Genomic DNA, 15,864 nt, shown 5'->3' on the forward strand with positions numbered 1-15,864 from the left:
ATTCGAGTGTCCCGCAATACCAGCCCGGTCGGTGTGTTCGTGGTGTTTCGCGTACTCACCGGGCGTGTTCGGCCGCAAACGCACGTTTCACCGTGAATACCCGCAACGGTGCATTCGGCTCACGGGGAGGGCACGACCGTTTTCAACACGTCGTCGAGAGCGGTCGCGCCGACGCCGAAGGTGTCGCGCAGCGCCGAATCGTCGACGAGGAACGTCCGGTGCGACATGTGATAGGTCTCGAACACCTCGATCCAGAACGGGTCGCCGAGGCCGAGCAGGGTCAGTTCACGGTCGGTCATGACCTCGAGGGTCGGCGGCTCGACACCCGCGAGAGCCAGCATCACCAGATCCGCGCCCGCCCGCTCGGCTGCCGACAGGATCGCGCCGAACAGCGGCGGAACAGCCTCCGGCCAGGTGTGGGTATTGAAGACGGTCGCGGTGGCCGTCGCCGTGCCGCCACGACCGACGATGACATGCTTAGGCATGATGTTTTCCCTTCTGGGACAGGATATTTCGTACATCGGCTCGGTGACCGTCGACGGCGAACCCGGCTATTCGGTGACGGTCTGCACCGCCGAACCCGGGGTGGTCAGTGCCGGAATCGGCGGCTTCGACGTGACGGACGCGCGGCGACCACGCACTGGGGTCTGGCCGACGAACTGAGCGCGCTGTATCCGGAACTGACGGTCCGCACCGACGCGTTGTTCATCGAGGACGGGCCCGTCACCACCGCGGCGGGAGCCGCGGCCGGAATCGACCTGTGCCTGCATCTGATTCGCACAGATTACGGATCGAGTATCGCCAATGCCGTCGCCCGCCTCGCCGTCGTGACACCGGTGCGCCCCGGCGGCCAGGCCCAATTCTTCGACACCGCACTGCCACCGGAGAACGGACTGTCACTGGCGTCGACCAGGGAATGGGCCATGGGCAGGCTCGATACTTCCCTGTCGCTGGACGAACTCGCGCGTCACGCGCGCACCAGCGTGCGCACCCTGACCCGCCGATTCCACGAGGAGACCGGGATGAGCCCGCAGAAATGGCTCACCCACCAGCGCGTCCACCGCGCCCGCGAACTCCTGGAATCCACCACCCTGCCCATGGACCAGGTGCGCGCCACTGCGGACTCGGCTCGGCGGAATCACTGCGCCAGCACATGATTCGCCAGGTCGGACTGTCACCGAGCGCCTACCGGACGTCCTTCACCCGGTCACCACGTCACGCGCTGTAGTGCGGGGCGACCGGCGCTTCAGAGAACCCGGACCCGAGTCAATTCCGCTGCGGCGGTGCGGTATCGGTCGGCGATCAGCCGGACGACGGCCGGGTGCACGCCGATGGGTTCGGCCACGCCGTCCGCGCCCGCCTCGTGCAGACGCTGCTGGAACAGGCCGTGCGCCAACAGGTACGAGGCGATGAACACGCGGCGCGCGCCCGATTCCCTGAGATCTGCGACGACCTCGGGAACGCGAGGGGCTCCGGTCGCGACGTAGGCGATCCGCACCGGTGCGCCGAGGTGTTCGGCGAGCAGGGCCGCCGAGCGCCGGACATCCTTGCGCGCCCTGGCATCCGACGAGCCGGCGGCGGCCAGGACGACCGCGTCGCCGCGTCGCCAACCGGCGGCACGAAGTCGCATGGTCATGACGCGCGCCAACGCCGGGTCCGGGCCCATCGCCCTGGTGACCGCGACGGTGGGGTGTCCGCTCTCCGCGACTTCACGCGGAACGTCCTGGTAGACGTGGTAGCCGGAGGCGAGGAACGCCGGAACCACCACGGCGGGAACCGATCCCGCCGCCGCTTCCAGATCGCGCAGCACTTCCGAAGGCGAGGGACCGAGCACGTCGACGAACGCCGTGCGGACCACGGGCGCCTGGGTTATCGCCCACTCGCCCGCGGGTTCCGCTCGCGCGGTCAGTTCCCGCGACACCGCTTCGGCCAGCGCGGCGATCATCTCGACGCCCCTGGTGCTCCTGGTGCCGTGCGCCACCAGGACCAGGGCGGGCGAGGTCACGACTCCGGCCCGTCTACGCAGTTCCGTCCCGCTCGTCGTCGCGCCGTCATGCCGACCAGCTCCCCATCGACTGGACATAGCGCGAAGCCCGAGCGGGCGTGTTCATACCGGGCAGCGGGGGGCGCTGTCCGTCCAGCTGACGCGGGAAGTTGTCCGGGCATTCGACGGCGTCCAGCGCGAGCCGGTAGCCGCGTTTGACCACGGTCTGGATCGCCTTGGGGGTGCCGAGGCCCGCACGCAACCGTGCGATGGCCGTCTCGACCGCGTGGGTGTCGTCGCCGCCACCGGGCAGCGCCGCGAGCAGATCCTCCCGGGACACGACCCGACCGGGCTGGCGGGCGAGTGAACGCATCAGAGCCATCGGCGCGGGCGCGAGTTGGCGCACCACACCGTCGACCACGACGCAGCCGCCGCGCACGCTGATCTGGTGACCGGCGGCCTGGATCCGGTTGGCGCGCCGCGGCAATTCCTCCGCGACGTGGCGGGCGAGCGCGCCGAGCCTGGCCCTGGCGGGCATCGACGTCGGCACACCGAGTTCTTCGAGCGGAGCCGCGGTGATCGGTCCGACGCAGGCGGGCAGCACCCGGCCGCGCAGGGCGTGCAACACGCCCTCCAGCAGTCCGGTCTCCTTGGCGCGCATCAGCATCGACGCCACGGCGGGCGCGCTGGTGAAGGTCACGCAATCCAGATTCGCGGTGACGATCGCCTCGATCATCTGGTCCATCGGCCCCTGATCCACGGGCGGGATCCAGCGATAGACCGGCACCGGAACCACATCGGCGCCCGCGCAGCGCAGTACCTCGCAGAAATCCGGAATCGGTTCCCATTCGGTGGTGGCGCCGTGCAGCTGAACCGCGATGCGCACACCTTCCACACCTTCGGCGAGCAGGTGGTCGAGCACCTCGGCGGAGGACTCCGAGGCGGGCGACCACTCCTCGCGCAGTTCGGCCGCGCGGATGGCGCCCTTGGCCTTGGGACCGCGGGCGAGCATCCGGTTACCGGCGAGGGTGGTGCGCAGCTCTTCGGCCAGCCCCCAGCCCTCGGCGGCCTCCATCCAGCCGCGGAATCCGATGCCGGTGGTCGCGACGGTGATCTTGGGTGGATCGGACACGAGCTGGCGGGTGACCCGCTCCAGCTCGGTGTCGTCGGCCAGCGGAATGATGCGGATGGCGGGGGCCGAGACGACCGTCGCACCCCGCCTGGTCAGCAGCGTGGCGAACTCATCGGCACGTCGCGCTGCCGTGATGCCGACCGTGAACCCGGCGAGACACGCGCCCGCGTCGATTGTCGTCATGGGTGTTCATCCGTCCGAGGATTCGAGCCCGGACGCCACCGGCTCATTGGATACCGAAACGATGCCGTCGTCCACACGCACCGCGTACACCGGCAGCGTTGCCGACTCGTCGTCGAGGCACCGGCCGTCGAGCAAGGAGAACGCCTGCTTCAGCAGTGGCGATGCGACGACGGGAATCCCGCCGCGATCACCGACGATCCCACGCGACATCACCGCGGCCCGGCCGATCGGATCGATATTACCAACGGCGCACACCGTGCCGTCGATCAGTAGGAACAGGGCGGCCTGCCGGCCACCTTTCAGCAACACCGCGGCGCCGCGGCCGGGAATCAAGTAGTCGAGTCGGCACGCCTGTGTCCAACCCGTGGCCGTGGCCTGCGAAATGCTGGGTGTATCGATAACGGTCATCGGGTTCCTCCTCCGAACGCCTGTCTCATTGGTACCGGCGTCCTGTTTCCACGCGGTTAAGCGCTCATTTCCCGTGCGTGGCTGTGGTGGATCCCACACCCGCCGCGACCGGGATCTCCGGCAGGCCGAGCAGCACCGGCACCTTGCGTTCGCCGCTGTCGTCGAACGAGATGGTCGGGTCGCTCTCCTCGGGAGCGTTGACGAAGGACACGAAACGCGACAGCTTCTCCTCGTCATCGAGAACGGCGGCCCATTCGTCGCGGTAGCCGTGGACGTGAGCGGCCATCGCGGCCTCCAGATCGTCGGCGATCCCCAGGCTGTCCTCGCACACGACCTGCTTGAGGTAGTCCATGCCGCCCTCGAGCGCCTCCTGCCACGGCGCGGTGCGCTGCAGGCGGTCGGCGGTGCGGATGTAGAACATCAGGTAGCGGTCGATGTACTTGATCAGGGTCTCGTCGTCCAGATCGCCCGCCAGCAGTACGGCGTGCTTGGGGGTGAGACCGCCGTTGCCGCCGACGTAGAGGTTCCAGCCGTGCTCGGTGGCGATGACGCCGACATCCTTGCCCCTGGCCTCGGCGCATTCGCGCGCGCAGCCCGAAACGGCGAGCTTGAGCTTGTGCGGGGACCGCAGTCCACGATAGCGCTTCTCCAACAGTACGGCCATGCCGACCGAATCCTGCTGGCCGTAGCGGCACCAGGTGGAGCCGACGCAGCTCTTGACAGTACGCAGCGATTTGCCGTATGCGTGGCCCGATTCCATACCCGCGTCGACCAGGCGCTTCCAGATCAGCGGCAACTGCTCGACGCGCGCGCCGAACAGGTCGATGCGCTGGCCGCCGGTGACCTTGACGTACAGGCCGAATTCCTTGGCGACCTCGCCGATGGTGATGAGCTGTTCGGCGGTGACCTCGCCGCCCGGCATCCGAGGCACCACCGAATAGGTGCCGTTCTTCTGCAGGTTGGCCAGGAAGTGGTCGTTGGTGTCCTGGAGCGCGGCCTGCTCGCCGTCGAGGATGTGATCGCTCGAGGTGGAGGCCAGGATGGAGGCGACGGTCGGCTTGCAGATATCGCAGCCGGATCCCTTGCCGTGCTTGGCGATCAGGCCGGAGAAGGTGCGGATCCCGGTGACCTGGACGATCTGGAACAGCTCGGCGCGCGACTGCGAGAAGTGCTCGCACAGCGCCTTGGACATCTCGACGCCGGACTGTTCGAGCAGCTTCTTGAGCATGGGAACGCAACCGCCGCAGGAGGTTCCGGCGGAGGTGCAGCTCTTGACGGCGGGCACGTCGCAGGCGCCTTCGGCGATGGCACCGCAGATCGCGCCCTTGCTGACGTTGTTGCAGGAGCAGATCTGCGCGTCGTCGGGCAGCGAGTCCGCGCCCAGTTCCGCACCGGCGGGCGAGATCAGCGCTGCGGGTTCGGCGGGCAGCGGGCGGCCGACCAGCGGACGCAGTGCCGAGTAGGCGGTGGCGTCGCCGACCAGGATGCCGCCGAGCAGGATCTTCGCGTCGTCGGAGACGACCAGCTTGGCGTAGGTGCCCTTGGCCGCGTCGTGCAGCACCACCGACAGCGCGCCCTCGGTGACGCCGTGCGCGTCGCCGAAACTCGCCACGTCGACGCCGAGCAGCTTCAGCTTGGTGGACATATCCGCGCCGGGGAACTCACCCGCGCCGCCGAGCAGTCGGTCGGCGACGATTTCCGCGGTGGTGTAGCCGGGGGCGACCAGGCCGTAGCAGACGCCCTCGACCGCGGCGCATTCGCCGATCGCCCAGATGTGGGGATCGGAGGTCTGTAGACCGAGATCGGTGATGATGCCGCCGCGCGGGCCGACCTCGATACCGGATTCCCTGGCGATCTCGTCACGCGGACGGATGCCCGCGGAGAACACCACCAGCGAGGCGACGATCCGGGAGTCGTCGGACAGCGTCAACTCGAGTGTGCCGTCGTCCAGTTTTTCGATCGAGGAGGTGCCGACACCGGTGTGGACGTTCAGTCCCAGATCGGTGACCAGCTTCTCCAGGATCGCGCCGCCGCCTGCGTCGATCTGGGCGGGCATCAGCCGCTCGTTGTATTCGACGACGTGCGGGGTCATCCCGAGCAGGCGCAGCGCGTTGGCCGCTTCCAGCCCCAGCAGACCGCCGCCGATGACGACGCCGTGCGCGCCCGGCCCTGCGGCCTCGGCGGCCGCCCTGATGCCGTCGAGATCGTCGAGGGTGCGGTAGACGAAACATTCCGGCAGGTCGTGCCCCGGCACCGGCGGCACGAAGGCGTAGGAGCCGGTCGCCAGGACCAGCGCGTCGTAGGCGATGGTGTCGCCCTCGGAGGTGGTGACCTTGCGAGCGTCGCGGTCGATGGAAATACCGCGCTGGCCCAGGCGCAGCTCGACCAGGTCGTCGCCCGCGTATTCATTCCCGGGCAGGGCGAGCGCGGCGGCGTCCCAGGTGCCGACGTAGGCCGAGAGACCGACGCGGTCGTAGGCGGGAAGCTGCTCCTCGCTCAGGACGAGCACCTGCCACAGGCCTGCGTCGTCGCGGGACCGGAGCGCTTCGACGAAGCGGTGACCGACCATGCCGTGGCCCACGACCACCGCGGTTTTGCGTTGCGTCGGATCGACGGTGGGGTTCATGAGTGTCTCCGTACTGGTGCGAATGTCAGGCGCGAGCCGACGAATTGGTGGACGGTGCGCTGTCGGCGTGTTCGGCCCGCAGGACCAGCGACTCGGCCTCGACCACGACATCGGAGTCGGTGGACCGGCTGCCCGAGGTGGGCCTGCGCAGGAAGACCGCCCAGGTCACCGCGGCGCAGGCGACGTAGAAGGCCATGAAGACCCAGAACGCGGTGGTTGCGGAAGCGGTCGACGAGTAGGACGAGCGCAGCACCAGGTTGATGCCGACACCGCCGAGCGCGCCGATCGCGCCGACGAAGCCGATGAGCGCGCCGGAAGTGTTCTGCGACCAGGCCGCCTGCGCCGCCGGAGTGGCGTCCAGGCTCTTGCTCTTGGCGTCGAAGACCGACGGGATGATCTTGGTGACCGAGCCGTTGCCGACACCGGAGAGCACGAACAGCGCGATGAATCCGACGACCAGCATGGTCATCACACCGCCGGTCGGCACACCCTTGTTGCTGTCGCCCATGGTGCTGGCGACACCGACGACCACTGCGGCGGCCATCATCGCGCCGAAGACGTAGAAGGTGACGCGGCTGCCGCCGATGCGGTCGGCGAGTTTGCCGCCGTAGGGCCTGGCGAGCGAACCGAGCAGCGGGCCGATGAAGGCGATCTGCGCCGCGTGCAGCGCGGCCTGCGCGGCGGTGTCGCCACCGGCCTTGAAGCTGATCTGGAGCACCTGGCCGAAGGCGAAGCTGTAGCCGATGAACGAGCCGAAGGTGCCGATGTAGAGGAACGCGATCGCCCACGACTGCGGCACCTTGAGCGCCGTGATCATGTAGGACAGGTCGGCCTTCTGGTTCTTCAGGTTGTCCATGTAGAGCGCGGCGCCGACACCGGCCAGCGCGACGAGCACCAGGTAGATGGCGCAGATCAGCGAGGCGTACTGGTTGCCCAGGGTCGCGATGACCAGCAGGCCGATCAACTGGATCACCGGAACGCCGATATTGCCGCCGCCCGCGTTCAGGCCGAGCGCCCAGCCCTTGAGCCGTTGCGGGTAGAAGGCGTTGATATTGGTCATCGACGAGGCGAAGTTGCCGCCGCCGAGACCGGCGAACGCCGCCACGATCAGGAACGTCGTGTACGAGGTCCCGGGCTGGTTGATGAAGTACAGGGTCAGCAGCGTCGGAATCAGCAGCAGCCCGGCGCTGAAGATCGTCCAGTTGCGTCCGCCGAAGCGCGCGGTAGCGACGGTGTACGGAATGCGCAGGATCGCGCCGACCAGCGTCGGCACCGCGACGAGGAAGAACTTGCCCGCCGGATCGATGCCGAACTTGTCGGTCGGCATGAACAGCACCATCACCGACCAGATCGACCAGACCGAGAACCCGACGTGCTCGGCGAAGACCGACCAGATCAGATTGCGCTTGGCGACATCTTTACCGCCCGCCTCCCAGGCGTCGACATCCTCGGCATCCCAGTGCTCGATGTTGCGGTTACGCGTCAGCGTGCTCAACAGGGCCTCCCAAAATCGGTTAGCCCAACGGTAGGAAACAGGTATTGCCGAAATGCTGCGCGAAATGACCGCTGAATCAACGGTTGCTCACGTTTACCCGAAACCCGAAGTGAGTTCCGGGTCTATGTTTCAACGATGTGACACGACGGTTTCCGTCGGTGACAAAGAGCCGATCTCGCAATAAAGCGGCGGTGAGGTGTGACGCGCACGACCCTTTCGGAAAAGAATGGCCGCTTCCGCACGACCTCGCAACTCGAGTTGTGAGGTTCTTTTCTCGGTCAGGCCCAGCCGTCCTCGAGAACGCGCGGCCTGCACGCCTGCCACGCGCCGACGAGCAGCACCAGTACCGCGACGCTCAGCATCGCGAACGGCGCGAGCCAGCCGCCCGTCGCGGTGTGCAGAGTGCCGAACAGCAGCGGCCCCGCGCACGCCACGGCGTAACCGATGCCCTGGGTGAACCCCGACAGAGCGGCCGAGCCGCGCGCGGTGCGGGTGCGGACGTTGATCAGCGTCAGCGCCATCGGGAAGGTGCTCGGACCGAGTCCGAGGATCACCACCCACAGCACCGTCGCGCTCATCGGCGCGATCAGCAGTCCGGCGAAGGCGATGAAGAAGAAGGCGGCGAAGAGCACCACGAACGGGAAAGGATTGCGGAACCGGGCGACGATGGTCGGTGCGGTGAATGCCGAGACCAGCCCGACCAGGGCGAACAGCCCGACCATGGTGCCGCCGAAACCGTCGCTCGCCCCCGCCTCGGCCAGGATCTGGGGCAGCCACGCGAAGATCGCGTACGTGGTCAGCGAGGTCATGCCGAACATGGCGGCCATCCCCCAGGCCAGCGGCGAACGCCAGACCCGGCCCGGCACCTCGGGCTCGGCGCCCGGCAGTGCCGTCTCGTCCACCACCTCGCGCCCGCGCCGCACCCGCAGCACACCGATCCACGGGAGCGCGGCGGCGAAACCGAGCACGGCCCACAATCCCAGCGAGATCCGCCAGCCGTGCGCCTGCGCGACGGGCACCGCGATCAGCGCGGGCACGACGGTGCCCAGTTGCACCATGGTGATGTACAGGGAGCTGATCACCGCGAGACGGTCGGGGAAATAGCGTTTCACCAGCGGCGGGATCACCACGTTGCCGATACCCATCCCCGCGAGGGCGAGCCCGGAGAACACCAACAGTTCGCCGGTGCCGCCGACGAGGGCGCGGATAAGCATGCCGAGTCCGGCCAGCACCATGGCGGTCAGCGCGGTGCGCTCCAGGCCGATCCGGCCGACCAGGAACGGGGCGATCAGGCCGGAGACCGCGAACATCGCGGTCGGCACCATGCCGAAGACGCCGATGATCGCGGTCGAATATCCGATGTCGTCGCCGATTCGCTCGGCAAGGGGACTGAACGCCGTGACGGCGACCCGGAGGGTGAGCGCCGACATCACGATCGCGGTGAGTACCAGGAGCCGACCCTCCGCGAGCGCGCGCCTGCGCGGCTCGACGGAGGTCTGATCCGGACGGGTCGTGGTGTCGGTGAGGGTAGCTGTCACCGACAAATCATAGGATGACCCGATGATAGGAGGCAACGTATTTGTGATGGGCGGTACTCTGATGCGGTGCAACCAGTCCGGCGCACCAGCCTCATCGCCCAGGTAACCGAGCAACTGCGTGCCGAAATACGTTCGGGCCGTTGGTCTATCGGCTCCCGCATCCCCACCGAACCGGAGCTCACCGAGCTCACGGGGACGGGGCGGAACACCGTACGCGAAGCCGTCCAGGCCCTCGTCCACGCGGGCATGCTGGAACGCCGCCAGGGTTCGGGCACCTATGTGATCGCGATATCCGAAGTCGGCGGCACCCTCGCCAAATACTTCGCCGACGCGGAGGAACGCGACGTCCTCGAACTACGCGAGGCACTCGACACCACCGCGGCGGCCCTGGCCGCCCGACGCCGCGACGACAACGACATCGCCACCCTGAAACGCCTGCTCGACGAACGCGGCCGTCACACCTGGGGCGAGGGCAACCCCGCCGCGATCGCCGCGGACGTCGCACTGCACCGGGCGATCGTGGTCGCCAGCCACAACGCGGTGTACCTCGAGTTCTACGACTCGCTGCTGCCGACCATCGAGCAGGTGATCCGCTCGCGCACCGCCAAATCCGACGACTCCTACAACGCGGAGCATCAGGAACTGGTGCAAGCTGTCATAGACGGCGACGCCGAGCAAGCGGCGCAGGCGACACGATGCTTCCTCGGATCACTCATCGCCGAGTACCCCGAGCCGCGCTAGGACCGACCGGTCGCGCATCATAAATCGACGTAACCAACAGGTCACCGAACGCAATTCGACCGTGTGAGTCGAATTTGCCGGGAACGCAACGGAAGGCCATCAGCGCGCAACAACCAACTTCTACGTTTGTCTCGACCGTAGCGAGGCAATCGAGAGGGAGCCGATGACTGCCACAGTAGCTACCACCGGACAACAGTCGGAAACGCAGGCGTTCGAGCATCGGACTCGCGGACGCTGGCTCGATAAATGGGAACCGGACAACACCGAATTCTGGGAAGCGGGCGGTAAGAAGACCGCGCGCAAGAATTTGATCTTCTCGGTATTCGCCGAGAACCTCGGATTCAGCATCTGGGTCATCTGGGGCACCGTCGTCACCAGCATGGGCCTGGCCGGATTCGACTTCCTGGCCGGTCTCGGCAAGGGCAACCCGACCGCGGTGAGCAACGCGCTGCTGCTGACATCGACCCCGACCCTGGTCGGCGCGGCGCTGCGAATTCCGTACACCTTCGCCATCCCGAAATTCGGCGGACGAGCGTTCACCGCGTTCAGCGCGGCGATGCTGCTGATTCCGACAATCGGATTGGCCTATTTCGTCAACCAGCCCGAAACCCCGATGTGGGTATTCATGGTGCTGGCGGCGCTGGCCGGTGTCGGTGGCGGCAACTTCTCGTCGTCGATGGCCAATATCTCCTTCTTCTTCCCCGAAGGTAAAAAGGGCGCGGCCCTCGGCATCAACGCCGCGGGCGGAAATCTCGGCGTCGCGCAGACCCAGTTGGTGCTGCCGCTGCTGATCACCCTCGGCACCCACATCATGGCCAAGGACGCCGCGGGCTACCGCTTCGGCATCACCCTGTCGGTCCTGGTCTGGATCCCGTTCATCCTCGTCGCCACCTTCGGCGCCCTGCGCTACATGGACAGCATCGGCACCGCCAAATCCGATGGCAAGTCCTACAAACTGGCGCTGACCAACCGCCACACCTGGATCATGTCCTTCCTCTACATCGGCACCTTCGGATCCTTCATCGGCTTCTCCTTCGCCTTCCCCACCCTGATCAAGGCCAACTTCCCCGACCTGGCCAAGATCGGCTGGATCACCACCCTCGGCAACCTGGCCTTCCTGGGCGCCCTCGTCGGCTCCTTCAGCCGTCCGTTCGGCGGCTGGGTCTCCGACAAAGTCGGTGGCGCCAAGATGACCGTGTTCGTCTTCGGCGGCATGTCGGTGGCGGTCGTGCTCATCATGGCGGCCCTGGAGATGAAGAGCTTCCCGCTCTACCTGGCCGCGTTCCTGCTGCTGTTCATCCTCACCGGCATCGGCAACGGCTCCACCTACCGCATGATCCCGTCCATCTTCAGCGCGGAAGCCAAGAAATACGCCTCCGAACACGGCATGGACATCTCCGAAGCCACCGCTTCGGCCCGCAGGCAGGCAGGCGCCGCAATCGGCGTCATCGGAGCGATCGGCGCCTCCGGCGGCTACGTCCTCCAGCAGGCACTTCGCCTGTCCAACATCAACTTCGGCAGCATGACCCCGGCCTTCTGGGCCTACGCCGCAGCCTTCCTGGTAATGGGCGCCGTCACCTGGTTCTTCTACCTCCGCTCCAGCTTCGCCACCGGCCGCATCTCTTCCCTGGCCTACGCGAACGTGTAATCCCCACCACCCCCCATCGCCGAACGCCGCCCGGTCCACCCCGGGCGGCGTTCGGCGTACCGGCCGAATCCACTCCCCGGGCACGCCATCGAAATCCGTGCGCCGTCCACCCCAGCTCCGACATCGGCCCGGCCCGGATGGTCGCGCACGAGTGGATTTCGACCTCAGGGTGCGCTGTGGGCAGCATCCCCCGCGATCTCGAAAAGCCACCCGGAGATCCGCGGGAGACCGAGTAGTAGATTGCATAGCGGTAGCTGGGGGTGCGTATGAGGGAGAGTCTGGGGCGACTCACCGGAAGAGACTGGTGTGCAGCTAATTTGGAGCACTGAGAGATGTGGGAAGAACCCCGTCCCGAGCTCGCCGCATGCCTCTACGCTGAAAAGCGACACACGACGGTTCGATCGGGGGCGAGCGTTGGACATCGTAGACAGCGGGGCGGGAGTTCGAATGCTGCGACACGTGCGACTGGACGACCTGATAGAGATAGCCGCCCTGGAATGCGAACTGTTCGCCGAGATGGCCTACTCGTATTCCGGGTTGCGGCAACTGTTCGATCTGCACGGCGTGCATTGGGTCGTGGCCGAGGTCGATGACGTCATCTGCGGCTACGCGCTGGTCGGGCTCGACTACCGGCGGCGCGGCTGGGTGATGAGCCTCGGCGTCACACCCGCTTATCGTCGCCGCGGCATCGGGCGGACACTGCTGGAGCGAGCGGTCGAGCACTGCCGGATCGCACATGCCGAACGCGTCCGCCTCACTGTCCGTCCCGGACATGCCACCGCCCGTAACCTGTACAAAGACGTCGGCTTCACCTGGATCTCGGAGGAGGATCACTATTTCGGCGCCGACGAACCTCGCCAGGTTCTGGAACGTCGATTCGATCACGAGCCGAAGCAGTGGGGCGGCGCGACACCGGATGATCCGCGCTGGATCAAGCGCAGTTCTGGTTCGGCCCCATAGCCGAACAGTGTTGGCGTCGCACCCACCGATTGTGGACGGCTACCGGATCGGCCAGGCACACTGTAATACAGGTCTCGGCGTCGACCGCCGAGCACGGGGGCGAGGACCAACGCGGAATGAGACCGCAGATGCCAGATACATCAGGAGTGGTCGATCCCTCCGACCACTCGAGTGCCGACCGAATCCCCATGTCACACTTGTCGATCGAGGTCGGCCATTTCTCGCTCGCCGATGTCAGAGGCAATATGGCGAGCGTCCGGGCGGACCTGCGACGTATCGCGCCACTGATGCGCGCCTTCACCGAATCCGCGCGAGTCCGATACGGTCCCGCCGCCCGAATAAGCACCTGCTATCTGATCGACGACTACTTCGAGCCGGATATCGCACCCGTGGACATCTTGGACGACCTTCGCTCGGCTGCCGCCGAAATCGGTTCGACCATCGACTATTTCGCGCGTCTCTCCAGCTGCGCTCGAGCAACCCGATTCGCGCACAGCGTGCCGACCGGCGACCCGATTCCCGTCGCCGAGATGGTGGCCGCCCGCATCGTGACCGAGCCGTCACCGCCCGATGCCGGCCGACGCCCACCGACCGGACAGTCGGGTTGGCTGTGCAACAGTAAGCGAGCCACCGAACACGAAGCAGCACAGGACGAATACCGCACACCGACCGACGAGTACGGGCGTCACGAGCATTCGCTGTTCCTCGATGTCCAGTTATGGAGTAACCGAAATACAGCGGAGGGCACCGAAACCCGCTGGTCGTGCGCATTCCTCACCACCGTGTGGCATCTATTGCGACTCGGCCTGCTGCGCTACGACGGCGCACCCGTAACCGACCCGCAGCCGTGGTACACCGAGCCGACACCGCCGACCTGGGACGAGTTGCCACCCGTGGTACAGATCAATCCCGACGCGACACCCTTCCCGGCATACCGAACCCTCTCGATCCTGCCCAAACAGTATGTCGGCATCGAACACGCTGTCCGACTCGTCCTCGACCATCTCTCTCCGTACGGGCACGTGAACGACGAAATCATCGCGGGCGCACTGGCCGAACCGGTTCCGATGAACGTGCCGCGCTCAATCGGCGACCGGCTCTCGCATCTGCTGCTGGACGGATCGTGAGCCGCCGACTCCGACGGTCTCCGCGATCGCCGCCTTCGTTGAAACGTGCCCTGTGGCAGACCACGCCACCTACCGACAAGCCGATGTTCGGCAGACGAGGCGCACAATGGAATGAAAGCCGCATTTCTCCGAGTGCCTTTGTGGCTGTGACGGAGCCGTGACCTGGGGGGTGGTGGATGCCACGACCGCGTGCCATCAATACGTCTGTCAAGAAGATCGCCGTGAGCCTTGCCTTCGGAGTAGCCGGTCTGGTGACCAGCATCGTCGGTGATGCCAAGACCGCGGAAACCGTGACCACCGTAGTCGTTTTCGGTGGTTTGTCGTTCGCGGCGGCCGAGATCATCGGCTTCAAGAATGAACAGGCGCAATTCCGTCACGAGGTGCTCGAGTCCATCGCGAGATTGAATTCGATTGTGCAGCAAGAAAACTCCGCGAACCGTGTCGCTACTGCGGAGGTCACGGAAAGTCTGGCCCGCGCCACCCGGCTGGTATCCGGCAGACAGACCTTATCCGCCCTGGACGAATTGGTGGTCGGGCTGGCGGAGTCGGTCGCCAAGATCGACGACAGCGCCCCTTTGCTCGCGCACGCATTGGTGATCGAGTACGTCAACCGAGCCATCCAGTGCTCGGCCGGTCCGATGACGGGAGAGATCGTCTACCCCGGCGAGGACCGGCACATGTTGCTGGCCTTGGCCGCGGCGGCGCAAGATCGGATCGACGCCGTGAGTCCGGTAATTCTCGATGGCAGCGATTTCTGGATGTCCGAATTCGGCATTCGGTATCTGGAGATTCAGCGACAGATCATTGCCGAACGCAATGTCCAGGTGCGTCGCCTTTTCGTGGTGGACGATCGAGATCAGATATCGGACCGGGCCGTCATACAGCAGATCGCCGATCACAATTCGATGGGTATCGATGCCAGGGTGTTGATACCCGAGGACGCGCCGCCGACACTGCGCCGAAGGCTCGCCAGCATAGTGCTGTTCGATGGCTGCTTGAGCTACGAGATGACCTCATCGACGCGTTTCTCGGGATCGATGGCACCGCTGCTGACGCAGACCACCGTGGTGTTCGCCCTGGACTCGGTGGCCACTCGGCAGATGGAATTCCAGCGACTGTGGGAGGTGGCGGTGCAGGCCGTCTGACCCTGCAACCGCCACCGTCAGTGGTCGGTAACGAAGTCCGCCGCGAGCCCGTAGGCGTCCGTCGCCGAACGGATGGCGTCGCGGATATCGACGTCACTGTTCGTATCGTTCACAACATAAGGCTCGATAAAGCCCTTGTCGATATCTGGGCAGCTGAAGTACATGATGGATTTACGATGCAGACTGATCGCCGGATCGTGATTCCTGACCTGATGATAGAGCGGCTTGATCTCATCGCCCGTCATCACCGTCAGAATGCTACCCGGCATGATCGCGACCTCGTCCGGTCCGATGTCGAGCTGCTTCGTGACGTTGCCGTCCACGGATTCCAGTCCCGCGGCGCTTGCCCATATGACGGTCGCCAGTACGCCGTCCTCATGCGGCGTCTGACCGAGCACCCGAGAAGTCGGCTGGTCGTACGAGTTGACCTGCAGGACCGACGCTTCCTCGAATGACAGGTCGTGCCGATAGTGGTAATGATGAGCCAACTCTTCGAGGAGCCGACCGATCACTGGACGAGTGACAGCGACGCGATATCCCTCGAGCGCGGCGAGGAACGCCGCTATTTCCTCGTGGTACGGGAGCCGCCTCCCACATTCCGGATTCCAGTACAAGAACGAGTCGTTCACGTCGAATTCGTTGACCGGGTCGCCATTGTTGTAGGCCGTGCCCGGCGGGCGATAGCCGTTGGTCAATCGCTCGGTGCTGTATCGACTGTTGCGCTCGGGGCCGACCGCGAAGAAGCGAAGCGCTCGTTCGTACAACCGCACCAGACAGTCTGTTTCGTCCGTTTTCAATCGGACACGAGCGAAACCGTCAGTACGGATCTGCTCGAGCATTGTCTATAAGCCCCTCTGTCGTCGTATAGGTCGGTCCG

14 protein-coding genes are annotated in these 15,864 nt (G+C 65.9%); 6 read left to right on the plus strand and 8 right to left on the minus strand.

Going from position 1 to position 15,864, the window contains the following annotated elements:
* Nucleotides 1-119 precede the first annotated feature (119 nt).
* Nucleotides 120-485 carry a hypothetical protein gene (locus OG225_RS27675; RefSeq protein ID WP_405177937.1) on the minus strand — a complete coding sequence of 122 codons (366 nt, stop codon included), beginning with the start codon at nt 483-485 and terminating at the stop codon, nt 120-122.
* On the opposite strand from OG225_RS27675, the gene OG225_RS27680 reads away from it, so the two are divergent.
* Nucleotides 474-1,157, plus strand: coding sequence for a GlxA family transcriptional regulator (locus tag OG225_RS27680; RefSeq protein WP_405177938.1), 684 nt, complete (start codon nt 474-476; stop codon nt 1,155-1,157). The two genes, OG225_RS27675 and OG225_RS27680, sit on opposite strands and share 12 nt — an antisense overlap.
* Before the next feature lie 89 nt (nt 1,158-1,246).
* On the opposite strand, the gene OG225_RS27685 is transcribed toward OG225_RS27680, so the two are convergent.
* The 6 genes from OG225_RS27685 to OG225_RS27710 form a co-directional block, all read right to left on the minus strand.
* Nucleotides 1,247-2,005 carry a sirohydrochlorin chelatase gene (locus tag OG225_RS27685; RefSeq protein ID WP_405177939.1) on the minus strand — a complete coding sequence of 253 codons (759 nt, stop codon included), beginning with the start codon at nt 2,003-2,005 and terminating at the stop codon, nt 1,247-1,249.
* A 46-nt stretch (nt 2,006-2,051) separates the two neighbouring features.
* Complete coding sequence (locus tag OG225_RS27690; RefSeq protein WP_216908032.1) at nt 2,052-3,299, minus strand: uroporphyrinogen-III synthase; 1,248 nt, start codon at nt 3,297-3,299, stop codon at nt 2,052-2,054.
* A 6-nt stretch (nt 3,300-3,305) separates the two neighbouring features.
* Entirely contained in the window at nt 3,306-3,707 is a 402-nt protein-coding gene (gene nirD, locus OG225_RS27695; protein ID WP_405177940.1) for a nitrite reductase small subunit NirD, read from the minus strand.
* Nucleotides 3,708-3,771: 64 nt separating this feature from the next.
* Nucleotides 3,772-6,333: a nitrite reductase large subunit NirB gene (nirB, locus tag OG225_RS27700; protein WP_405177941.1), complete on the minus strand. Its 2,562-nt coding sequence runs from the start codon at nt 6,331-6,333 to the stop codon at nt 3,772-3,774.
* Between the two features lie 25 nt (nt 6,334-6,358).
* A complete protein-coding gene (locus OG225_RS27705; protein WP_405183386.1) occupies nt 6,359-7,831 on the minus strand; it encodes a nitrate/nitrite transporter in 1,473 nt (490 codons plus the stop codon).
* 275 nt (nt 7,832-8,106) lie between these two features.
* A complete protein-coding gene (locus tag OG225_RS27710) occupies nt 8,107-9,366 on the minus strand; it encodes an MFS transporter (protein ID WP_405177942.1) in 1,260 nt (419 codons plus the stop codon).
* A gap of 66 nt (nt 9,367-9,432) precedes the next feature.
* Here OG225_RS27710 and OG225_RS27715 point away from each other — a divergent pair, with 66 nt between their 5' ends.
* The 5 genes from OG225_RS27715 (at nt 9,433) to OG225_RS27735 (ending at nt 14,987) form a co-directional block, all read left to right on the plus strand.
* Nucleotides 9,433-10,107, plus strand: coding sequence for a FadR/GntR family transcriptional regulator (locus OG225_RS27715; RefSeq protein ID WP_405177943.1), 675 nt, complete (start codon nt 9,433-9,435; stop codon nt 10,105-10,107).
* 163 nt (nt 10,108-10,270) lie between these two features.
* Nucleotides 10,271-11,755 carry an MFS transporter gene (locus OG225_RS27720; RefSeq protein WP_405177944.1) on the plus strand — a complete coding sequence of 495 codons (1,485 nt, stop codon included), beginning with the start codon at nt 10,271-10,273 and terminating at the stop codon, nt 11,753-11,755.
* Between the two features lie 447 nt (nt 11,756-12,202).
* Nucleotides 12,203-12,715: a GNAT family N-acetyltransferase gene (locus OG225_RS27725; protein ID WP_405177945.1), complete on the plus strand. Its 513-nt coding sequence runs from the start codon at nt 12,203-12,205 to the stop codon at nt 12,713-12,715.
* A gap of 128 nt (nt 12,716-12,843) precedes the next feature.
* The gene (locus OG225_RS27730; RefSeq protein ID WP_405177946.1) at nt 12,844-13,842 is read left to right on the plus strand and encodes an SCO2522 family protein; all 999 of its coding nucleotides are present in this window, start codon (nt 12,844-12,846) and stop codon (nt 13,840-13,842) included.
* Nucleotides 13,843-14,018: 176 nt separating this feature from the next.
* The gene (locus OG225_RS27735) at nt 14,019-14,987 is read left to right on the plus strand and encodes a hypothetical protein (RefSeq protein WP_405177947.1); all 969 of its coding nucleotides are present in this window, start codon (nt 14,019-14,021) and stop codon (nt 14,985-14,987) included.
* A gap of 17 nt (nt 14,988-15,004) precedes the next feature.
* Here OG225_RS27735 and OG225_RS27740 read toward each other — a convergent pair whose 3' ends face one another.
* Nucleotides 15,005-15,826: a 2OG-Fe(II) oxygenase family protein gene (locus tag OG225_RS27740; protein ID WP_405177948.1), complete on the minus strand. Its 822-nt coding sequence runs from the start codon at nt 15,824-15,826 to the stop codon at nt 15,005-15,007.
* Nucleotides 15,827-15,864 lie beyond the last annotated feature (38 nt).

It is taken from the genome of Nocardia sp. NBC_01377 (assembly GCF_045040005.1).
Classification (GTDB): domain Bacteria; phylum Actinomycetota; class Actinomycetes; order Mycobacteriales; family Mycobacteriaceae; genus Nocardia; species Nocardia noduli.